The following is a 20,255-nucleotide window of genomic DNA, read 5'->3' on the forward strand; positions in this document are numbered from 1 at the left end:
GGTGATGCACACTGGACGTTTGGCCGAGCACCCGCGCGTGGGTGCCGCCGCGCAGAAAGGTACGGGCGTGAACGGACCTCTCATCGTCCAGAGCGACAAGACACTCCTGCTCGAAGTCGACCACGAGAACGCCGACGCGTGCCGTCGGGCCATCGCGCCGTTCGCCGAGCTGGAGCGGGCGCCCGAGCACATCCACACCTACCGGGTGACACCGCTGGGTCTGTGGAACGCGCGGGCGGCCGGGCACGACGCCGAGCAGGTCGTGGACGCGCTCGTCGAGTTCAGCCGCTATCCCGTGCCGCACGCGCTGCTGGTGGACATCGCGGAGACCATGGACCGCTACGGGCGGCTCACCCTCAGCAAGCACCCCGCGCACGGGCTGGTCCTCACCACCACCGACCGGCCGATCCTGGAGGAGATCCTGCGCTCCAAGCGGGTCGCGCCGCTGGTCGGCAACCGGATCGACGCCGACACGGTCGCCGTGCACCCCTCCGAGCGCGGGCAGATCAAGCAGACGCTGCTGAAACTGGGCTGGCCGGCCGAGGACCTCGCCGGGTACGTCGACGGCGAGGCGCACGCGATCGAGCTGGACGAGAGCGGCTGGGCGCTGCGGCCCTACCAGCGGCAGGCCGTGGAGAACTTCTGGCACGGCGGCAGCGGCGTCGTCGTGCTGCCCTGCGGCGCGGGGAAGACCCTGGTCGGCGCCGGGGCGATGGCGGAGGCCAAGGCGACCACCCTGATCCTCGTCACGAACACCGTGTCGGCCCGGCAGTGGAAGCACGAGCTGGTGAAGCGCACGTCGCTGACGGAGGAGGAGATCGGCGAGTACAGCGGTACGCGCAAGGAGATCCGGCCCGTCACCATCGCCACCTACCAGGTGCTGACGACGAAGCGGAAGGGCGTCTACCCCCACCTCGAACTCTTCGACTCGCGCGACTGGGGGCTCATCCTCTACGACGAGGTGCACCTGCTGCCCGCGCCGGTCTTCAAGTTCACCGCCGACCTCCAGGCGCGGCGGCGGCTCGGTCTGACGGCGACGCTGGTGCGTGAGGACGGCCGCGAGTCGGACGTGTTCTCGCTGATCGGGCCGAAGCGGTTCGACGCGCCGTGGAAGGAGATCGAGGCCCAGGGGTACATCGCGCCCGCCGACTGCGTCGAGGTCCGCGTCAATCTCACCGAGTCCGAGCGGCTGGCGTACGCCACCGCCGAGACGGAGGAGAAGTACCGCTTCTGTGCGACGACCGCGACCAAGCGGAAGGTGACGGAGGCGCTGGTACGGCGGTTCGCGGGGCAGCAGATCCTGGTGATCGGCCAGTACATCGACCAACTCGACGAGCTCGGCGAGCACTTGGACGCGCCCGTCATCAAGGGCGAGACGAGCAACGCCCAGCGGGAGAAGCTCTTCGACGCCTTCCGGCAGGGCGAGATCTCGGTCCTGGTGGTGTCGAAGGTGGCGAACTTCTCCATCGACCTGCCGGAGGCGACCGTGGCCATCCAGGTGTCGGGGACCTTCGGTTCGCGCCAGGAGGAGGCCCAGCGGCTCGGGCGGGTGCTGCGGCCCAAGGCCGACGGCCATCAGGCGCACTTCTACTCCGTCGTCGCCCGCGACACCATCGACCAGGACTTCGCCGCCCACCGGCAGCGGTTCCTGGCGGAGCAGGGATACGCCTACCGGATCATGGACGCGGACGAGTTGCTGGCGGCGGACACCGACGGCTGAGACCCGGCAGCCCGGCAGGCCAGCAGGGCGAGTCCCGCCAGGGCGTAGGGCGACGCCAGCGGCTGCTGCCACCACGGGAGTCGCAGGTCCAGGTCGCCCGCGTGCGGGACCAGCCAGAGGGTGCGGGCGGTGAAGACCGCCGTCACCACCGCGGCCGTACGGAGTCGGCGCTCGGCGTACAGCACGGCGATCAGCGGGACGCACCATACCCAGTGGTGCGACCAGCTGATCGGGCAGATGAGAAGCGCCGTGGTGGCGGTGATCAGCACGCCCCAGCGCTCCCGCCGGGCGCGGCGGGCGAGCCAGAGGCCGCCGACGGCGACGGCGGCCGCGGGCAGCGCCCAGGCCGGGCCGGGCGACTGCTCCCCCAGGGCGCGGGCGACCGCCCCCTGGAGCGACTGGTTGTCGACGATCCACGCCTTGCCGACGCGGCCGGTCTCGTACAGCCGCCGGGTCCAGAAGTCGGCGCTCGCGGCGGGCAGGACGAGCGCGCCGAGCAGCACGGTCCCCGCGAAGGTGGACGCGGCGGTGGCCGCTTCCCGGCGGCGGCCCCTGAGCAGCAGGTACGCGATGAAGAGGGCCGGTGTGAGTTTCACCCCGGCCGCGATTCCGAGGGCGATGCCCTTGCCGCGGGCGCCTGCCGGGCGGGTGAGGTCCCAGAGGATCAGCACCGCGAGGGCGAGGTTGATCTGGCCGAACAGCACGGTCTGGAAGACGGGTTCGAGCCAGAGGGCGAGGGCGGTGGCGGCGCAGCCCGCGGACAGACGTACGGGCAGATCGGCGAGGCGGCAGGAGAGGCGGACCAGCGCGGCCAGCAGGACCACGTTCGCCGCGGCGAAGGCGAGTTTGAGGGCGCCGAGCGGGAGCCAGGTCGTCGGCACGAAGAGGAGCGCCGCGAAGGGCGGGTACGTCGCGGGCAGCCGCCAGCGGGTGACGGTGAACCCGTAGAGGTCCGTTCCTGCGGCGACGGCAGCGCCTTCCGCCCGGTAGACCAGCACGTCGGCCATGGGCGCGCGGGTGAGGACACACAGCGCGGCGAAGGCGGTGAGGGAGAGGACGAGGAGGACCGGACCCGCGATCGTCGTCCGGTCGGGGGCGACTTCACTGGGTGAGCAGCAGGTCACGTTCCGTTGAAGCACGGAGTGACCCTAGTGGGCGGGCGGTTGAGCTCGGCGTGCGGCTCACCGGCGCGGTGTGATGGGTCACCAGCGCGGGGTGTACGGGTCACCGGCGCGGGGTGTACGGCTCTTCGGCGCGGGATTCACGGGTCACCGGCGCAGGGTGTACGGCTATCCGGCGCGGGATTCACGGGTCACCGACGCAGGATGTACGGCTATCCGGCGCGGGATTCACGGCTCCGCGCCTCACCGGCGGCCGATGTGCGACGCGCGGCTCACCGGCGCCGCACGCCCGCCTCCTCTCCGTACTCACCGAGGAGCACCACGCTGAGTGCCGCGCCCGCGAACACCTTGACGGCGCGCAGGGCGTCGCCCACGGGGTGACGACGGTGGACGCCCGAGACGGCGGTCGCACCTGTCTTGGCGGAAGGACCTGGGGTGAAGGTTGCTGCGCTCATGTATCCATGGTCCGTCGCACCGCCCCGAATGGCGTCGCCCTGCGGACCGAACCTCGACTCGTCCCTCATCCACCAGGGGGGTGCCCCGCCTACACCTCGCGACGGACCCGACCCCTAGGGACGTCAGGGGCGCGCCCCTGAGGCCGCTAAAACGGTTGGCCCCGGAATCGCCCGCTCGCCTACAATCTCCGCTCTTGCCCGCCTCCCGTCGTGGAGTGCCGCCACCCGGACGGAAACCGGGCGGCTTTCGGATTCACTCAGGCAGCAGGCCCCCGGAGGCAACCCCCGTGTCCACCCCGTCCGACGCCCGCACCGACCCCCAGGACCCCCTCACCCGCGAACGGACCCACCTCGGCGACTCCCGCGCCGCCCTGCGCGCGATGCGCGAGGACGTGGAGAACCTCGACATCAAGGACGTCACCGCGAACTGGGTGAACGCGGCCGTCCTCCAGCACCAGATCGACGAACGCATCAAGGCCCTCGCCGACCTCAGCCACACCCCGCTGTTCTTCGGGCGGCTCGACTACCTGCACGCGCCCGGCGCCGACAAGGCCGAGGGCGCGGAGGGCGAGCGCTTCTACATCGGGCGGCGGCATGTCCACGACGCCGACGGCGACCCGATGGTCATCGACTGGCGCGCTCCCGTGTCGCAGCCGTTCTACCGGGCCTCCAAGAAGAACCCGCTGGATGTCGGGCTGCGCCGCCGGTTCGGTTACACGGGCGGCGACCTCACGGCGTACGAGGACGAGCACCTCTCCGACCCGTCCGAGGCCGCGGCCACCAGCAAGCTGCTCCAGCAGGAGATCGAGCGTCCGCGCGTGGGCCCGATGCGCGACATCGTGGCGACGATCCAGCCGGAGCAGGACGAGATCGTACGGTCGGGGCTGGCCGGCTCCGTCTGCGTGCAGGGCGGCCCCGGCACCGGGAAGACCGCCGTCGGCCTGCACCGGGTCGCGTATCTGCTGTACGCCCATCGCGAGCGGCTCGCCCGCACCGGCACCCTGGTCATCGGACCGAACAGCTCCTTCCTGCACTACATCGAGCAGGTGCTGCCCGCGCTGGGCGAGTTGGAGGTCAGGCAGGCGACGGTCGACGACCTGGTCGCCCATGTGGAGGTGCGCGGCACGGACGGCGCCGCCGCCGCGGTCGTCAAGGGCGACGCCCGGATGGCCGAGGTGCTGCGCAGGGCGGTCCGCTCGCACGTGACCCTCCCCACCGAACCGGTCATGGTCGTGCGCGGCTCCCGGCGCTGGCGGGTACCGGCGCACGAACTGGAGGCGATCGTCCGTGAGTTGCTCGACCGCGACATCCGGTACGGTGCCGCGCGCGACGCCCTTCCGCAGCGGATCGCGCACGCCGTGCTGGTCCAGATGGAGCGCGCGGGTGAGGCGCCGGACGACCGGGTGCAGGACGCGGTCGCCCGAAACCCCGCGGTGAAGGCGGCCGTCAAGGCGATCTGGCCGCCCGTCGAGCCCGCCAGACTCGTCCTGCGCCTGCTCTGCGACGCGGACTTCCTCGCCGTGCACGCGGCGGGACTCCTCGACGAGGAGGAGCAGAAGGAGATCCTCTGGCAGAAGCCGGCGCGGTCGGTGAAGGCGGCCAGGTGGGCTCCGGCGGACGCCGTGCTGATCGACGAGGCGACCGATCTCGTGCAGCGGACGCACTCGCTCGGCCATGTCGTCCTGGACGAGGCGCAGGACCTGTCGCCGATGCAGTACCGGGCGGTGGGGCGGCGCTGCACCACCGGCTCGGCGACCGTGCTCGGTGACCTCGCGCAGGGCACGACGCCGTGGGCGACGCGGAGTTGGGCCGAGGCGCTCGGCCATCTCGGCAAGGCGGACGCGGTCGTGGAGGAACTGACGGCGGGTTTCCGCGTCCCCACCGACGTCATCACCTACGCGTCCCGGCTGCTGCCGCACATCGCGCCCGGCCTGACGCCGGTGGCGTCGGTACGGGAGAACCCGGGCTTCTTCGAGGTGCGTACGACGTCCGCCGACTCCGAAGTCGTCGCGGCCTGCGAGGAGTTGCTGCGCAACGAGGGCTCGATCGGGCTGATCGCGGCCGACGCCCGGATCCCCGTCCTCGCCGAGGCCCTCGCGGCGGCCGGCATCACCACCCTCGGCCCCGGCGAGGAGACGACCCCCGACACCCGCCTCACCCTCGTACCGGCCTCGCTCGCCAAGGGACTCGAGTACGACTACGTGGTCCTGGACGAACCCCGGGCGGTCGTGGACGCCGAACCCGACGAACGCACCGGCCTACGCCGCCTCTACGTCTCCCTCACCCGAGCCGTCTCAGGCCTGATCGTGACTCACACGGCCCCGCTGCCGGCCCAACTCGCCGCGTCGGCCTGAGGGGCGGCGCTACGCGTCCAGGGTCGTCCGCCACTGACGTACCGAGTCCGCCGAGACGGGGCCGGACCAGCCGTCGGGGCGGGCGGCGCCGCCGATGTGGAAGGCGTCGATGCCGGCGGCGCGCAGCGGTGGCACGTGGTCGAGGCGGAGGCCGCCGCCGACCATGACCTCCGGCTCGTAGCCGGGTTCGCCGCGGCGCGCGGCCTCGGTGAGGAGGACGGGCATGCCGTCGTCGACGCCGGCCGGGGAACCGGCGGTGAGGTAGGCGTCGAGGCCCGGCAGTTCGGCGAGCTGCTTGCGCAGGGCGTCGCGGTCGGCGGCGCGGTCGATCGCGCGGTGGAAGGTCCACCGGCAGCCGTCCAGCTCGGCGACGATCCGCTCCACGGCGTCGAGGTCGAGGCCGCCGTGCTCGTCGAGGAAGCCGAGCACGAACTCGTCGGCCCCGGCGGTACGCAGCTCCCCCGCGGCCCGTACGAGCGCGTCGGTGTTCCCCGCCGTGAACCCGTCCGTGAGCCTGAGCATCACGCGCAGCGAGACGTCGACGGCGGCCCGGATCCCGGCGAAGGTCTCGACGGCCGGGGTGAGCCCGTCCGCGGCCATGTCGGTGACCAGCTCCAGACGGTCCGCGCCTCCCGCCTCAGCGGCGACCGCGTCCTCCACACCGAGGGCGATCACCTCCAGGACCGCACGCTTGCGCTTGCTCATCGGACCTCTTCCCTAGGACGGCGACAGGTCTAGTCCAATCAAAGCGTACGCGCTCACCGCCCGTCCGGCGTTCGAGGACGAGACCCTTCAGGCCGCAACCCTTCAGGCCGAAAACGGAGCCCGGGGCGGCAGCCCCGGAAAAGGGACGGGAAGGGGCGGAGGGGGCGAACAAACCCCGCCCCGGCCGCGTACACCGGCGCACCCCGGCCCGCACAATGACCCCATGCCCGACCTCGACGCCCTCCGCACCCGCTGGACCCGTGCCCTGGAAGGGTCCCGCTCCCCCGGCGGCCGGACCCCCGCCCCGGCCCCGTACGCGGACAACCTCCTCACCCGCTGGCAGGAGCCCCAGCGCCGCTACCACACCCTCACCCACCTCACGGCGGTCCTCGACCACATCGACGTACTGGAGAAGTACGCGGACGCCCCCGACCTGGTACGCCTGGCCGCCTGGTTCCACGACGCCGTCTACCTCCCCGACCGCTCCGAGAACGAGGAACGCTCCGCCCACCTCGCCGAACGCGCCCTCCCCGAAGCCGGCGTGTCCGCGTCCGGCACCGCCGAGGTGGCCCGCTTGGTCCGCCTCACGGTCAGCCACGCCCCGGCCGACGACGACCGCAACGGCCAGGTCCTCTGCGACGCCGACCTGGCCGTCCTGGCGTCCCCCGCACCGGCGTACGCGCTCTACACGACAGCCGTCCGCGAGGAGTACGCCTTCGTCCCCGCCGAGGCCTTCCGCACCGGCAGGGCCGCGATCCTGCGCCAGCTCCTGGAACTGCCGAGGCTGTTCAGGACGCCGCACGGCGAACGGGAGTGGGAGCGGCCCGCCCGGCAGAACCTGCGGGCGGAGCTCGCACGGCTCGACGGCGACCCGCGGTGAGCGAGCGCCCCTCGGTCAGCGAGCGCTCCTCAGTCAGCGGGCGACCCCCGGTGAGCGACCGCCTCGGCGCATGCGGCGACACGACGACAGGCGGCCCCCCGGAGGAATGCGCCACCACCCCGCCCCCGTTGAACCCCGATATGCCCACCCGCGCCGATCGCCCCCGCATGCCCCTGGCCGTCTACGTCCTGGGGCTCTCGGTCTTCGCCCTCGGGACCTCCGAATTCATGCTCTCCGGGCTCCTCCCGCCCATCGCCGAGGACATGGGCGTCACCATCCCGCGGGCGGGCCTGCTGATATCGGCGTTCGCGATCGGCATGGTCGTGGGCGCGCCGCTGCTCGCGGTGGCGACGCTCAGGCTTCCCCGCCGTACCACCCTCGTCGCGCTGATCGCGGTGTTCGGGCTGGGCCAGGTCGCGGGCGCGCTCGCCCCGACGTACGCCGTGCTGTTCGCGTCCCGGGTGGTCAGCGCGCTGGCCTGTGCCGGGTTCTGGGCGGTGGGCGCGGCGGTGGCGATCGCGATGGTGCCGGTGAACGCGCGGGCCCGTGCGCTGGCCGTGATGATCGGCGGACTGTCGATCGCGAACGTGCTGGGCGTGCCCGCGGGCGCCTTCCTCGGTGCGGGACTCGGCTGGCGCGCCGCGTTCTGGGCGGTGGCCGCCGCCTCCGCGATCGCCCTCGTCGGGGTCCTCACGCTGATCCCGGCCCTCCCCCGTCCCGAGGAGAAACCGCGGCTCGGCAGGGAGGTGCGGATCTACCGCGACCGACAGGTCTGGCTCTCCATCACCATGATCGCGCTGGCCGCGGGCGGCGTCTTCTGCGCGTTCAGCTATCTCGCCCCGCTGCTCACGGACGTGGCGGGCCTGGACGACGGCTGGGTCCCGACGGTGCTGGCGCTGTTCGGGGTCGGCGCGCTGATCGGCACGACGATCGGCGGCCGTGTCGCCGACGCGCACCTCTTCGGCGTACTGCTCACCGGCACCGCGGCCTCGACGGTGATCCTGCTCACGCTGGCCCTGCTGGGCCGGTACGCGGTCGCCGCGATCGTGCTCTCGCTCCTCCTCGGCATCTCCGCCTTCTACACGGCCCCCGCCCTCAACGCCCGCATGTTCGACGTGGCCGCCACCGCCCCCACCCTGGCCGGCGCCACCACCACGGCCGCGTTCAACCTGGGCAACACCGGCGGCCCCTGGATCGGCGGCGCGGTCATCGACGCGGGGCTCGGATACGCCTCCCCGGCCTGGGCCGGCGCGGCCCTGACGGTGGCCGGACTGGGGGTCGCCGGGGTCTCGCTGCGACTGCACCGGCGTACCCGGGCATCGCGTGTGGTGGCCATGACGAAGACGGGCGCCGCCCCGAACAATCCGGTACGTACCGACGTGTGATCGCGCCTATCCTCACCCGCATGGGAGACATGGGCGGGGATCAGGTGGCGCAAGCCGTGGCGGGCAGCGCGGCGCTGCTGCGGTCGGTGCGAGAGCGGGACTGGGAGGGCGTCAACGCGGGCCGGCTGGACTGGAGTTGCCGCCGGACGGCCGAGCACATCTGTCTTGATCTCATCATGTACGCGGGCCGGCTGGCCGCGCGTGCCACCGGATATGTCCCCTTCGAGATCGTCGTCCCCGACGGCACGGACAACGCGGGTGTCGTGGACGTGCTGGAGACGACCGGCGCCCTGCTCACCGCCGCGATCCGTACGGCACCCCGCGAGGTGCGCGCCTTCCACCCGTCCCCCTTCCGCAGCGCGAACCGCGAGGGTTTCGCCGCGATGGGCGTCGCCGAGGTCCTGCTGCACACGCACGACATCGCCGAGGGCCTGGGCGTGCCGTACGAGCCCCCGGCCGAGCTCTGCGAGGGCGTCCTCACCCGCATCTTCCCGCACGTCAGGCCCGGCCTCTATCCGTGGCGCACGCTGCTCTGGGCCACCGGGCGCGGCGAACTGCCCGGCCGCGCCCCGGTGACCGGGTGGACCTGGAGCAACAACCTGGTCATCGGTGCCGGGCGGCTCACCCTGCAAGGGGTCACCCCGGCCGCCGCCGCCGAGCTGCGCGCGGGCGGCACCGGCGGGTTCGAGTGGATCGAGGGCGGCCCCTTCGAGGGCACGCGCGACGCCGCCGGCATGGTCCTGAAGGCGTACGAGGCGGGGGTGCACCGCCCCGAGTGGGGACTGTTCGTGCTGGTCAGGACGGAGGACGGCCGCGCGGTCGGCGGCATGGGCTTCCACGGCAACCCGGACGAGGAGGGCCGCGCCGAGATCGGCTACGACCTGGCGCCGGCCGCCCGCGGCCAGGGCTACGCGACCGAGGCCCTGCGCGCCCTGTCCGAGCGGGCCCTCGCACGCGACGACGTGAAGGCGCTGTTCGCGACCGTCGACCGGGTCAACACCCCGTCCCAGGGTGTCGTCTTGCGCGCCGGGTTCACGCGGGTGAGCGAGGAGCACGGGGAGGACGGGGACCAGTACGCGTACGAGCTGCGGGGCTGAACCCCGCCCGCCTACGAACCGCCCTGCCGCTCCCACCTCTTGGGCCTGCGCAGCCCCGCCCCGTGCAGCAGCCGTACCACCTCGCGGCTGCTGACCTGCACCGCCCCGGCGCGCACGGCGTCCTCGTACCGGTGCGAGGGGATGTCGTAGTGGTCGCGCTCGAAGGCCCGGCGCGGGGCGCCCAGCCCGTCGGCGAAGGCGTGGAGTTCGTCGTAGGAGACGTCGCTGATCAGGTGGGACCAGACCCGGCCGTGGCCCGGCCAGATCGGCGGATCGATGTAGACGGTCATGAGGGCCCGGACCCCTCGCCCGCGGAGCCGAGCGAGCCCACCGAGGCCACCTTCACGCCGGCCTGGTGGCACACCCAGTGCGGGTCGGGGCCCAGCTCGGGTTCGACCTCCAGGGCGTGCGGGTCGCCGGAGCCGCAGACGGGGCACAGCGGCCACCGCCCGTACCGTTCGAGAAGGCCGTCCTGTACGTCCTGGGCGACCAGCCCCGCCACGTACTCCGCGCCCTCGGGCCACTGCTCGACCCACCAGCGCCGCTGCACCACCGAGTCCTCGACGAGCGAGACGACGTCGGCGTCGGCGACCTCCCGGGCGGCGAGGTCGGCCAGGACGCGGGCGCGGGCGGCGTGCAGCGCCTGCTCCAGGGGGCTGACCGGGCCGCTGCCCGGGTCGTCGGTGGGGTCGCCGATGGGGTCCATGCACCTATTGTGCGCACCCTTGACCGTGTACCCCAGCAGAAAATATCTTTCAGGAGTGACCCATGAAGTGAAGGAAATTTTCGCCGGTGAGGCGCCGCCCGCCCCGGCCGCCCTCGCGGCCAAGGTGCGGACGCTCGCCCCGTCGATGACCCGCTCCATGCAGCGGGTCGCGGAGGCCGTCGCCGCCGACCCGGCCGGCTGCGCGGCCCTCACGGTCACCGGCCTCGCCGAGCTCACCGGTACCAGCGAGGCGACGGTGGTCCGCACCGCCCGCCTTCTCGGCTACCCCGGCTACCGCGACCTGCGGCTGGCCCTCGCCGGGCTCGCCGCCCAGCAGCAGTCGGGCCGCGCGCCCGCCGTCACCGCGGACATCGCGGTCGACGACCCCATCGCCGACGTGGTCGCCAAGCTCGCCTACGACGAGCAGCAGACCCTCGCCGACACCGCGGCCGGGCTCGACATGGCCCAGCTGGGCGCGGCGGTCACCGCGCTCGCCACCGCCCGCCGCGTCGACATCTACGGCGTCGGCGCGTCCGGCCTGGTCGCCCAGGACCTCTTCCAGAAGCTCATGCGCATCGGGCTCATAGCCCACGCGCACAGCGATCCGCATCTCGCCGTCACCAACGCGGTGCAGCTGCGTGCCAAGGACGTGGCGATAGCCATTACCCACTCCGGCTCGACCGGGGACGTCATCGAACCGCTGCGGGTCGCCTTCGAGCACGGCGCGACGACGATAGCGGTCACCGGACGCCCCGACGGGCCCGTGACGCAGTACGCGGACCACATCCTCACCACCTCGACGGCCCGCGAGAGCGAGCTGCGGCCCGCGGCGATGTCCTCGCGCACGAGCCAGCTGCTGGTCGTGGACTGCCTGTTCGTGGGCGTCGCCCAGCGCACGTACGAGACGGCGGCCCCCGCGCTGTCCGCCTCGTACGAAGCGCTGGCGCACCGGCACAGCCCCCGGGGCCGTACGCGCTGACGCGCGGCGGAAGCCGGATGCCGGATGCCGGATGCCGGATGCCGACGGAACCACCACGGAAGCCGGGGAAGCCCGGATGCCGTCGGAACCACCACGGAGGACCGGGAAGCTTGGATGCCGACGGACCACCGCGGAGGACCGTCAAGCCTGGATGCCGACGGACCACCGCGGAAGGCCGGGAAGCCCGGATGCCGACGGAACCACCGCGCAGGACCGGGAAGCCCGGATGCCGCCAGAACCGCGCGGAGGACCGAGAGCCCGGATGCCGACGGAACCACCGCGGCCCGTTCGTGGACGGTCGCGCCCACGCGGCGGAGCCGCACCTGTCACCACCCCGCGCCCCCTGTGGGCGGGTCTCACCACCCCGCGCCCCCCTGTGGGCGCGTCTCACCGCCCCGCACCGGAAAGAGCCGTTCCTCATGACCTCTAACGCCGACTACCGCAACCTGCTGGCCGAGTTGGAGACCCTCACCACCGAGGCGTTCCGGCCCGAGCTGTCCGAGATCGACCGGCTCCCGACGCTGGAGATCGCGAAGATCATGAACGGCGAGGACGCGACCGTCCCGGCCGCGGTCGCCGAGCGGCTCCCCCTCATCGCCGCCGCGATCGACGCCGTCGCGGAGCGGATGTCCCGGGGTGGCCGGCTGGTCTACGCGGGCGCGGGCACCGCGGGCAGGCTCGGTGTCCTGGACGCGTCCGAGTGCCCGCCCACGTTCAACACCGACCCCTCCGAGGTGGTGGGCCTGATCGCGGGCGGCCCTGGCGCGATGGTCACGTCGGTGGAGGGCGCCGAGGACTCCAAGGAGCTGGCGGCGCGGGACCTCGCGGATCTCGGCCTGACCCCCGACGACACGGTGGTCGGGGTGTCCGCCTCGGGCCGCACCCCCTACGCCATCGGCGCCGTCGAACACGCCCGTGCGCGGGGCGCGTTGACGATCGGCCTGTCCTGCAACGCGGACAGCGCGCTGGCGGCCGCCGCCGACCACGGCATCGAGGTGGTCGTCGGACCCGAACTGCTGACCGGCTCGACCCGGCTGAAGGCGGGCACGGCACAGAAGCTGGTCCTGAACATGCTCTCGACGATCACGATGATCCGGCTCGGCAAGACATACGGGAACCTGATGGTCGACGTACGTGCCTCGAACGAGAAGCTCCGGGCCCGTTCCCGGCGCATCGTGTCGCTCGCGACGGGCGCGGGCGACGAGGAGATCGAGCGGGCCCTCGCCGCGACGGACGGCGAGGTGAAGAACGCGATCCTCACCATCCTCGGCGGCGTCGACGGGCCGACCGCCGCCCGCCTTCTGGAGGAGAGCGACGGCCACTTGCGCGCGGCGCTCGCGGCGGCGCCCCGCTGACCAGCACCCTCGGGTGGTGCGCACACCGAAGGACCCCACCTCGCCCGCCGCCACCGCGGCAGCCCTGCTCCCCCTCCTCGGCGGCCCCGCGAACATCACCTCCGTGGCCCACTGCATGACCCGCCTCCGCGTGGGCCTGCGGGACCGGACCCTGGTCCAGGAGGAACCCCTCAGAGCCCTCCCCGCCGTCCTGGGCGTGGTGGCGGACGAGGACACCTACCAGGTCGTCCTCGGTCCGGGCCGCGTCGCCCGCGTCACACCGGAGTTCGAGGCGCTGGTCCGGGCGGCGGAGACACCGACGCGGACGCCGACACCGACACCTACGCCGACATCAGGGTCGGTGCCGGAGTCGGCGTACGGGCCGGGCATGCCGACGGGTGAGCGGGGCGGCGGCCCGGCCACCGCAGCCGCCGAACTCGCCGCGCGCGGATCGGAGCTGAGGGAGGCGCGGCGCCGGCGCAACGCGACCCCCGGCAAGCTCCTCCTGCGCCGCGTGGCGAACATCTTCGTCCCGCTGATCCCCGCCCTGATCGGCTGCGGGATCATCGCGGGCCTCAACGGCCTGCTGATCAACCTCGGCCGGTTCCCGTCGCTCACGCCGGCCCTCGCCGCCATCGCCTCCGGCTTCATGGCGCTGATCGCCGTGTTCGTCGGCTACAACACGGCGAAGGAGTTCGGCGGAACCCCGATCCTGGGCGGCGCGGTGGCGGCGGTCATCGTGTACGCGGGGGTCGCGAAGGTGACGGTCCTCGGGACGACGCTGGCGCCGGGCCAGGGCGGAGTGCTCGGCGCACTGGCCGCCGCGCTGCTGGGCACCTACGTGGAGAAGTGGTGCCGCCGCTGGGTCCCCGAGGCCCTGGACGTCCTGGTCACCCCCACCCTCACGGTGCTGCTCACCGGCCTGGTGACCCTCTACGCCCTGATGTACGCGGCCGGTGAACTGTCCGAGGCCATCGGCACCGGCGCGAACTGGCTGCTGACCACCACCGGTGCCTTCGCGGGCCTGATCCTGGGCGGCCTCTTCCTCCCCCTCGTCATGCTCGGCCTGCACCAGGCCCTGATCCCCATCCACACCACACTCATCGAACAGCAGGGCCACACGGTCCTGCTCCCCATCCTCGCGATGGCGGGCGCGGGCCAGGTGGGCGCCGCCCTGGCGGTCTACGTCCGGCTCCGCCACGACCAGTCCATGCGTACGACGATCAGGTCGGCGCTCCCGGCGGGGCTGCTGGGCGTCGGCGAACCCCTGATCTACGGGGTCTCGCTGCCCCTGGGCCGCCCCTTCCTGACCGCCTGCGCGGGCGGCGCGGCGGGCGGCGCGTTCGTCGGCTTCTTCGCGATGCTCGGCGACCAGGTGGGGTCGACGGCGATCGGGCCCTCGGGGTGGGCGCTGTTCCCGCTGCTGGCGGGGGGCGGAGGGCTGGCGACGACGGCCGCGATCTACGCGGGCGGCCTGCTGACGGGCTACGCGGCGGGCTTCGCGGCGACGTACTTCTTCGGCCTTGGGCCGACTGTCGGTGGCGTGTGCGATTCTTCGAAGGGTCAGGAAGTCGCCCGGGGAGGGACCGGAACACCGTGAACCACGCACAGCTCACCGCTCTCGGCCGCGCCCTGCGCGTGCTGGGCGAGCACGGCGACGCGCTGAACTCCGACACGCCCGACACGAAGCTGCACGAGGTGAAGGCCGACCTGAAGCGGGCGCTGGACCTGCTGGACGAGACGGTCACCACCGCCGCGCCCACCACCCGCTGCGCCGAGCATCCGAACGGCCCGGTCGACAAGGCCGCCGACGACCTGTGCCTGCTCTGCGAGACCCGCCGCCGCGCCGCCCGCCGCTCCCGGGTGAACGACTCCTACTCGCACGGCCGTCCCCCCGGCCCGGAGGAGGCCCCCGAGCGCACCAAGTCGCGCTACGGCGTGCGCGAGGACCGTCCCCAGCCCCAGCAGCGCTGGCTCCCGGAGGTCTGGAACGGCCAGGCGTGGCAGCTCTGCGGCACCCCACGCCGGGACCGGATCGAGGCGGAGCGCTATCTCGCCGCCGAGCGCAAGACCCCGCGACCGGGCATGGCGTACCGCCTGATCCACGAGTTCACGGACTACGAGGTGCTGCGCATCTGGGGCACCCCCGTGAAGATCGACATCGAACCGATGGGAAACCTGTAGCCCAGCGGCCGGAGTTCATGGACGGAGCCCCACTGACGGGCCGCCCGCCTATGCCCGGTCCGCTCCGGGCCCCATCCGCGCGATCAGCGACCGCGTCTGCTCCTCGTCCAGCTCGTACACCGTCTCGTGGGCCCGCGGATCGCGTGCGTGGAAGGTGTGGAACATCGGGCCGGACGGCCCGCCCAGCTCCACCAGCGACGCCGACGCGCCACGGACCGCCCGTTCCGTGCCGGGGCGCGTGGTCAGGTCGATGCGGTTGACGACGCCCGGTGTCACCCACACCGGCGTGGCCTCCAGGAAGCCGAAGATCTGCAGATGGAAGTGGCCGGTGAGGACGGCCAGGACGTCCGCGCCGCGGATCGCGTCGGCCAGCTCGGCCGGGTTGCGCAGGCCGAAGGCCCGTTGGGTGGGGACGTCCAGGGTGATCGGCGGGTGGTGGAAGACCAGGACCGTGCCCCGTGGCGCCGGTGTCCGCAGGACCTCACGGAGCCAGTCGAGCTGCGCGCCGCCGAGGTGCCCGTGCACCATGCCAGGCACCAGCGAGTCGAGGGTGACGAAGCGGTAACCGTCGACGGTGCTCACCGCCGCCCGCTCGGAGTCGGCGGAGTCCATCACCGCCTCGGCGCGGTCCGTGCCGTCCGCGTCCAGGTGGCCGCTGCCCAGCACCTTGCCGAAGGCCTGGCGCTCGTCGTGGTTGCCGGTGCTGTAGAAGACCGGGATGTTCCCGCCGAGTTCCCGGAGCGCGAACTCGCTCAACGTCTCGCGGACGGCCGTGTACGCCTCCGGGGCACCGTCGTTGGCCACGTCACCGCTGACGACGATCGCGTCGACGCCCCGCTGGTGCCGCAGATCGGTGAGCAGCAGCCGCAACGACTCGCTCGCGTTGACGCCGGCCGCGTTGGGAGCGTCCGTACGTTCTATGTGGGTGTCCGACAGATGCAGTATCCGCATGCTCCGAAGCTAGCGGCCACCGGTCCGGGCAACCAGAGCACGCCCTCGCCCCTGCCCTCCGGAGGAGGTGGATGAGCCGAGGGCGGGCACGGGAGGAGCGGGGAGCGCCGGCAGAACCGGCAGCACGGGAAGGGAACCGGCGGCGCCGGGGTGCCCGGAGGCGTTGAGGGCCCCGGGAGGAACGGGGGCCCCGACAGAACCGGCAGCACGGGAAGGGAACCGGCAACGCCGGGGCGCTTGGAGGAATTGAGAGCCCCGGGAGCAACGGGGACCCCGACAGAACCGGCAGCACGGGAAGCGAACCGGCGGTGCTGGAACAACCGGCGGTGCCGGGGCGCCGGAAGGGCCGGGAGAACCGGACGAGGCGGGCCCCGGACAAGGCGGGCCCCGGACGAGTCGGGAGCGTCGGCGGAGCCGGAAGCGGCGGAGCCTTGGAGTCAGCTCAGCGAGCCCATGGCCGCCGGGTCGAACGCGGTCAGTTCGCCGTGTCGGCCGTCCAGGACCTTCGCCGCCCACTCCGGGTCCTGGAGCAGCGCGCGGCCGACCGCCACGAGGTCGAACTCCTCGCGCTCCAGGCGGTCCAGCAGGTTGTCGAGGCCGGCCGCCGCGGCGCCCTCGCCCGCGAAGCCGCTGATGAAGTCGCCGTCGAGGCCGACCGACCCGACGGTGATGGCGGGCTTGCCCGTCAGCTTCTTCGTCCAGCCCGCCAGGTTGAGGTCCGAGCCCTCGAACTCCGGGAGCCAGTAGCGGCGCGTCGACGCGTGGAAGGCGTCCACTCCGGCCTCGGCGAGCGGGAACAGGAGGGCGCCGAGCTCCTCGGGCGTCTCCGCGAGGCGGGCGTCGTAGGCCTCCTGCTTCCACTGCGAGTACCGGAAGAGGACAGGGAAGGACGGGGAGACCGCGGCGCGGACCGCGGCGACGATCTCGGTCGCGAACCTCGTACGGGCGACGAGGTCACCGCCGTACGCGTCGGTGCGCCGGTTGGTGCCCTCCCACAGGAACTGGTCGATCAGGTAGCCGTGCGCGCCGTGCAGTTCGACACCGTCGAAGCCGATGCGCTCGGCGTCCGCCGCGGCCTCGGCGAACGCCGCGATGACGTCGTCCAGGTCCGCCTGGGTCATCTCCCTGCCCTCACCGGCGGTGCCGTTGATCCGCAGGCCGGACGGGCCGACCGCGGGGGCTTCCGCGAAGGGCGGCTCACCCGCGCTGCGGACCATGCCGATGTGCCAGAGCTGCGGCACGATCTTCCCGCCCGCCGCGTGCACGGCCTCCGCCACCTTCGCCCAGCCCGCGAGCTGCTCCTCGCCGTGGAAACGCGGGATCCGGTCGCTCTGCCCGGCCGACTCGTGGCCGATGTACGTGCCCTCGGTGACGATGAGGCCCACACCCGCGGCGGCGCGGCGGGCGTAGTACGACACGACATCCTCGCCCGGGATGCCGCCCGGGGAGAACTGGCGGGTCATCGGCGCCATGACGATCCGGTTCGGGACGGTCAGGCCGTTGAGGGCGAGGGGGCGGGACAGGATCTGGGCCGCGCGCGAGGGGGCGAGTGTCACGTGAGTACTCCTGGGGGAGAGTCGGTCGGAAGCCGGTCGGCGCGAGATGCTCGTGCATAGGTACATGTGATGGATATGTGCACGTGCATTGACTCGCTTCAAGAGCGTCAACCGGTCCCCCCGTCATCGCATTCCGACCCCGGGGCAACCGTCATGTGATCCAGGTCACTCCCCGACGTGATCACGGAAACGGAAACGCCCGAGGGCGGCACCCCTTGGGAGAAGGGGTGCCGCCCTCGGTACGAAGGACGGTGATCTACCGGGGGCCGGAGCCCCGAGGTGGATCAGAAGTCCATGTCACCGCCCGGCATGCCGCCCGGAGCGCCGCCCGCGGCGGCCTTCTCCGGCTTGTCGGCGATGACGGCCTCGGTGGTGAGGAACAGCGCGGCGATGGACGCGGCGTTCTGCAGGGCAGAGCGCGTGACCTTCGCCGGGTCGATGATGCCTTCGGCGATCATGTCGACGTACTCACCGGTCGCGGCGTTGAGGCCGTGGCCGACGGGCAGGTTGCGCACCTTCTCGACGATGACGCCACCCTCGAGACCGCCGTTGACGGCGATCTGCTTGAGCGGGGCCTCCAGGGCGAGCCGCACGGCGTTGGCGCCGGTCGCCTCGTCACCCGTGAGCTCCAGCTTCTCGAAGACCGAGGAAGCCTGGATGAGAGCCACGCCACCACCGGCGACGATGCCCTCCTCGACGGCCGCCTTCGCGTTGCGAACGGCGTCCTCGATGCGGTGCTTGCGCTCCTTGAGCTCGACCTCCGTGGCGGCACCGGCCTTGATGACGGCCACGCCGCCGGCCAGCTTCGCCAGACGCTCCTGGAGCTTCTCGCGGTCGTAGTCCGAGTCGGAGTTGTCGATCTCGGCGCGGATCTGGTTGACCCGGCCGGCGACCTGGTCGGCGGAGCCGGAGCCGTCGACGATCGTCGTCTCGTCCTTGGTGATGACGACCTTGCGGGCACGGCCCAGCAGGTCGATACCCGCGTTCTCCAGCTTGAGGCCGACCTCCTCGGAGATGACCTCGCCGCCCGTGAGGATGGCGATGTCGCCGAGCATGGCCTTGCGGCGGTCACCGAAGCCCGGAGCCTTGACGGCGACGGACTTGAAGGTGCCACGGATCTTGTTGACGACCAGCGTCGACAGAGCCTCGCCCTCGACGTCCTCGGCGATGATCAGCAGCGGCTTGCCCGACTGCATGACCTTCTCCAGGAGCGGGAGCAGGTCCTTGACGCTGGCGATCTTCGAGTTGGCGATCAGGATGTACGGGTCGTCCAGGACGGACTCCATACGCTCCATGTCGGTGGCGAAGTACGCCGAGATGTAGCCCTTGTCGAAGCGCATACCCTCGGTGAGTTCCAGCTCCAGACCGAAGGTCTGGGACTCCTCGACGGTGATGACGCCTTCCTTGCCGACCTTGTCCATCGCCTCGGCGATGAGCTCGCCGATCTGGGTGTCGGCGGCGGAGATGGAGGCCGTGGAAGCGATCTGCTCCTTGGTCTCGACATCCTTGGCCTGCTCAAGGAGGGCACCGGAGACGGCCTCGACGGCCTTCTCGATACCACGCTTGAGGGCCATCGGGTTGGCACCGGCGGCTACGTTGCGCAGGCCCTCGCGGACCAGCGCCTGCGCCAGAACGGTCGCGGTGGTCGTACCGTCGCCGGCGACGTCGTCCGTCTTCTTGGCGACTTCCTTGACCAGCTCGGCGCCGATCTTCTCGTACGGGTCCTCGAGCTCGATCTCCTTGGCGATGGAAACACCATCGTTGGTGATCGTGGGGGCGCCCCACTTCTTCTCGAGGACGACGTTGCGGCCCTTGGGGCCAAGGGTGACCTTGACGGCGTCGGCGAGCTGGTTCATCCCGCGCTCGAGACCGCGCCGTGCCTCCTCGTCGAACGCGATGATCTTGGCCATGTGAAGTGGTCCTCCCGGACTGGGGTGGATTGCTCCGGACCGCGCCCGCGCCCGCGACGGACGGCCTGCGTGCCGCGTGGTTCCTTGCCCCACTTGGCCTGCGGGCCTCACTGACCCGGTCCTCGTTGTCACTCTCACCTTCAGAGTGCTAACGCCAATGATTAGCACTCGCCCCTACCGAGTGCAAGCGGCTCCGGAAGATCCGCAGGTGGAGCGGGGGGCGCACACGGGCGCGAGGGGCGGCGGAGGCCGGACAGACCGAAGGGCTCGTGCCCCCTGCCGGGGACACGAGCCCTTCGTCACGTCGAACAGAGCTATCAGTCGGCGCGTGCTTCAGCTGGTCGCCAGCCGGACCATGTCCGCCTGCGGCCCTTTCTGGCCCTGCGAGATCTCGAACTCGACCCGCTGGCCCTCTTCAAGGGTGCGGTAGCCGTCCATCTGAATCGCGCTGTAGTGGACGAATACATCCGCACCACCGTCGACCGCGATGAAGCCGTACCCCTTCTCCGCGTTGAACCATTTGACGGTGCCCTGAGCCATGCCTAACTCCCCTATTACTGGCCCTTGCACAGGACCGCACTTCGCGGGCCCGGGTCAGACCTCACCCCCCAAGGATTGGGGGTGTGCGCCGGAACGCGTCGACCGCGGCTGAATGTATCCGTCCAACTGCCCTCTGCAACAGGTCAATCGGACGAGAATTCTGGGCAAGACCGATCGGGAATATCCGGAGAATTCGCAAAGATTCCGGGCAAGTCGGGCCCCATAAATGCCATAAACGGCTCAAATATACGGGGTACATTGGCTGCTTCTTGTCGGGCGTCACGCGAGGACTCATATGCACCCGGCATGGAACCGACTCGAAAGCGAAGCAGCTTCCCCAACTGTACCGCGCTCAATCATACAGAATTGCCCCCTCCG

18 protein-coding genes are annotated in these 20,255 nt (G+C 72.0%); 9 read left to right on the plus strand and 9 right to left on the minus strand.

Annotated features, from left to right (window positions below; translation table 11 throughout):
• The first annotated feature begins 67 nt into the window (after nt 1-67).
• Nucleotides 68-1,720, plus strand: a complete 1,653-nt coding sequence (locus ACIP79_RS33385; protein ID WP_383682409.1) for a DNA repair helicase XPB — start codon at nt 68-70, stop codon at nt 1,718-1,720.
• Here ACIP79_RS33385 and ACIP79_RS33390 read toward each other — a convergent pair.
• Both ACIP79_RS33390 and ACIP79_RS33395 read right to left on the minus strand, forming a co-directional pair.
• The gene (locus ACIP79_RS33390) at nt 1,669-2,727 is read right to left on the minus strand and encodes a glycosyltransferase 87 family protein (RefSeq protein ID WP_401229704.1); all 1,059 of its coding nucleotides are present in this window, start codon (nt 2,725-2,727) and stop codon (nt 1,669-1,671) included. The genes ACIP79_RS33385 and ACIP79_RS33390 overlap by 52 nt on opposite strands.
• A 386-nt stretch (nt 2,728-3,113) precedes the next feature.
• The gene (locus ACIP79_RS33395; RefSeq protein ID WP_383682407.1) at nt 3,114-3,296 is read right to left on the minus strand and encodes a hypothetical protein; all 183 of its coding nucleotides are present in this window, start codon (nt 3,294-3,296) and stop codon (nt 3,114-3,116) included.
• Between the two features lie 287 nt (nt 3,297-3,583).
• Here ACIP79_RS33395 and ACIP79_RS33400 point away from each other — a divergent pair, with 287 nt between their 5' ends.
• Nucleotides 3,584-5,650: a HelD family protein gene (locus ACIP79_RS33400; protein ID WP_401229348.1), complete on the plus strand. Its 2,067-nt coding sequence runs from the start codon at nt 3,584-3,586 to the stop codon at nt 5,648-5,650.
• 9 nt (nt 5,651-5,659) lie between these two features.
• Here ACIP79_RS33400 and ACIP79_RS33405 read toward each other — a convergent pair whose 3' ends face one another.
• On the minus strand, nt 5,660-6,355 hold the full coding sequence (locus tag ACIP79_RS33405; RefSeq protein ID WP_401229351.1) for a copper homeostasis protein CutC: 696 nt from the start codon (nt 6,353-6,355) through the stop codon (nt 5,660-5,662).
• Between the two features lie 223 nt (nt 6,356-6,578).
• Between ACIP79_RS33405 and ACIP79_RS33410 the strand changes: the two genes are divergently transcribed.
• The 3 genes from ACIP79_RS33410 to ACIP79_RS33420 all read left to right on the plus strand — a co-directional run bounded on the left by ACIP79_RS33410 (nt 6,579) and on the right by ACIP79_RS33420 (nt 9,717).
• Nucleotides 6,579-7,235, plus strand: coding sequence for a hypothetical protein (locus ACIP79_RS33410; protein ID WP_387188174.1), 657 nt, complete (start codon nt 6,579-6,581; stop codon nt 7,233-7,235).
• Between the two features lie 167 nt (nt 7,236-7,402).
• A complete protein-coding gene (locus tag ACIP79_RS33415; protein WP_401229354.1) occupies nt 7,403-8,620 on the plus strand; it encodes a Cmx/CmrA family chloramphenicol efflux MFS transporter in 1,218 nt (405 codons plus the stop codon).
• A gap of 20 nt (nt 8,621-8,640) precedes the next feature.
• A complete protein-coding gene (locus tag ACIP79_RS33420) occupies nt 8,641-9,717 on the plus strand; it encodes a GNAT family N-acetyltransferase (RefSeq protein WP_401229357.1) in 1,077 nt (358 codons plus the stop codon).
• Between the two features lie 11 nt (nt 9,718-9,728).
• Here ACIP79_RS33420 and ACIP79_RS33425 read toward each other — a convergent pair whose 3' ends face one another.
• Both ACIP79_RS33425 and ACIP79_RS33430 read right to left on the minus strand, forming a co-directional pair.
• Nucleotides 9,729-10,007, minus strand: coding sequence for a DUF4031 domain-containing protein (locus ACIP79_RS33425; RefSeq protein WP_401229360.1), 279 nt, complete (start codon nt 10,005-10,007; stop codon nt 9,729-9,731).
• The gene (locus tag ACIP79_RS33430) at nt 10,004-10,423 is read right to left on the minus strand and encodes a hypothetical protein (protein WP_383682396.1); all 420 of its coding nucleotides are present in this window, start codon (nt 10,421-10,423) and stop codon (nt 10,004-10,006) included. The genes ACIP79_RS33425 and ACIP79_RS33430 overlap by 4 nt, the downstream gene beginning before the upstream one ends.
• Nucleotides 10,424-10,478: 55 nt before the next feature.
• Here ACIP79_RS33430 and ACIP79_RS33435 point away from each other — a divergent pair, with 55 nt between their 5' ends.
• The 4 genes from ACIP79_RS33435 (at nt 10,479) to ACIP79_RS33450 (ending at nt 14,920) form a co-directional block, all read left to right on the plus strand.
• Nucleotides 10,479-11,402, plus strand: coding sequence for a MurR/RpiR family transcriptional regulator (locus tag ACIP79_RS33435; protein ID WP_383682394.1), 924 nt, complete (start codon nt 10,479-10,481; stop codon nt 11,400-11,402).
• A gap of 419 nt (nt 11,403-11,821) precedes the next feature.
• Nucleotides 11,822-12,757, plus strand: coding sequence for an N-acetylmuramic acid 6-phosphate etherase (murQ, locus tag ACIP79_RS33440; protein WP_387188179.1), 936 nt, complete (start codon nt 11,822-11,824; stop codon nt 12,755-12,757).
• A gap of 16 nt (nt 12,758-12,773) precedes the next feature.
• Nucleotides 12,774-14,336: a PTS transporter subunit EIIC gene (locus tag ACIP79_RS33445; protein WP_401229363.1), complete on the plus strand. Its 1,563-nt coding sequence runs from the start codon at nt 12,774-12,776 to the stop codon at nt 14,334-14,336.
• A complete protein-coding gene (locus ACIP79_RS33450; RefSeq protein WP_401229365.1) occupies nt 14,333-14,920 on the plus strand; it encodes a hypothetical protein in 588 nt (195 codons plus the stop codon). The genes ACIP79_RS33445 and ACIP79_RS33450 overlap by 4 nt, the downstream gene beginning before the upstream one ends.
• Nucleotides 14,921-14,968: 48 nt before the next feature.
• Here ACIP79_RS33450 and ACIP79_RS33455 read toward each other — a convergent pair whose 3' ends face one another.
• The 4 genes from ACIP79_RS33455 to ACIP79_RS33470 form a co-directional block, all read right to left on the minus strand.
• Nucleotides 14,969-15,871 (minus strand): metallophosphoesterase family protein, encoded by a 903-nt coding sequence (locus ACIP79_RS33455; protein WP_401229368.1) that lies wholly within the window; start codon nt 15,869-15,871, stop codon nt 14,969-14,971.
• Between the two features lie 437 nt (nt 15,872-16,308).
• Complete coding sequence (locus ACIP79_RS33460) at nt 16,309-17,427, minus strand: NADH:flavin oxidoreductase (protein WP_401229371.1); 1,119 nt, start codon at nt 17,425-17,427, stop codon at nt 16,309-16,311.
• A 284-nt stretch (nt 17,428-17,711) separates the two neighbouring features.
• Nucleotides 17,712-19,337 carry a chaperonin GroEL gene (groL, locus tag ACIP79_RS33465; protein WP_401229374.1) on the minus strand — a complete coding sequence of 542 codons (1,626 nt, stop codon included), beginning with the start codon at nt 19,335-19,337 and terminating at the stop codon, nt 17,712-17,714.
• A gap of 333 nt (nt 19,338-19,670) precedes the next feature.
• Nucleotides 19,671-19,877, minus strand: coding sequence for a cold-shock protein (locus ACIP79_RS33470; protein ID WP_164304865.1), 207 nt, complete (start codon nt 19,875-19,877; stop codon nt 19,671-19,673).
• Nucleotides 19,878-20,255: the final 378 nt, after the last annotated feature.

Origin of the sequence: Streptomyces sp. NPDC088747 (assembly GCF_044751025.1) — a bacterium.
Classification (GTDB): Bacteria; Actinomycetota; Actinomycetes; order Streptomycetales; family Streptomycetaceae; genus Streptomyces.

What these genes read in the sequence shown, in the direction of transcription:
- ACIP79_RS33390 (WP_401229704.1), bottom strand. Translation starts at nt 2,727, where the DNA reads ATGGCCGACGTGCTGGTCTACCGGGCGGAAGGCGCTGCCGTCGCCGCA.
- ACIP79_RS33395 (WP_383682407.1), bottom strand. Translation starts at nt 3,296, where the DNA reads ATGAGCGCAGCAACCTTCACCCCAGGTCCTTCCGCCAAGACAGGTGCG.
- ACIP79_RS33405 (WP_401229351.1), bottom strand. Translation starts at nt 6,355, where the DNA reads ATGAGCAAGCGCAAGCGTGCGGTCCTGGAGGTGATCGCCCTCGGTGTG.
- ACIP79_RS33410 (WP_387188174.1), top strand. Translation starts at nt 6,579, where the DNA reads ATGCCCGACCTCGACGCCCTCCGCACCCGCTGGACCCGTGCCCTGGAA.
- ACIP79_RS33415 (WP_401229354.1), top strand. Translation starts at nt 7,403, where the DNA reads ATGCCCCTGGCCGTCTACGTCCTGGGGCTCTCGGTCTTCGCCCTCGGG.
- ACIP79_RS33420 (WP_401229357.1), top strand. Translation starts at nt 8,641, where the DNA reads ATGGGAGACATGGGCGGGGATCAGGTGGCGCAAGCCGTGGCGGGCAGC.
- ACIP79_RS33425 (WP_401229360.1), bottom strand. Translation starts at nt 10,007, where the DNA reads ATGACCGTCTACATCGATCCGCCGATCTGGCCGGGCCACGGCCGGGTC.
- ACIP79_RS33430 (WP_383682396.1), bottom strand. Translation starts at nt 10,423, where the DNA reads ATGGACCCCATCGGCGACCCCACCGACGACCCGGGCAGCGGCCCGGTC.
- murQ (WP_387188179.1), top strand. Translation starts at nt 11,822, where the DNA reads ATGACCTCTAACGCCGACTACCGCAACCTGCTGGCCGAGTTGGAGACC.
- ACIP79_RS33455 (WP_401229368.1), bottom strand. Translation starts at nt 15,871, where the DNA reads ATGCGGATACTGCATCTGTCGGACACCCACATAGAACGTACGGACGCT.
- groL (WP_401229374.1), bottom strand. Translation starts at nt 19,337, where the DNA reads ATGGCCAAGATCATCGCGTTCGACGAGGAGGCACGGCGCGGTCTCGAG.
- ACIP79_RS33470 (WP_164304865.1), bottom strand. Translation starts at nt 19,877, where the DNA reads ATGGCTCAGGGCACCGTCAAATGGTTCAACGCGGAGAAGGGGTACGGC.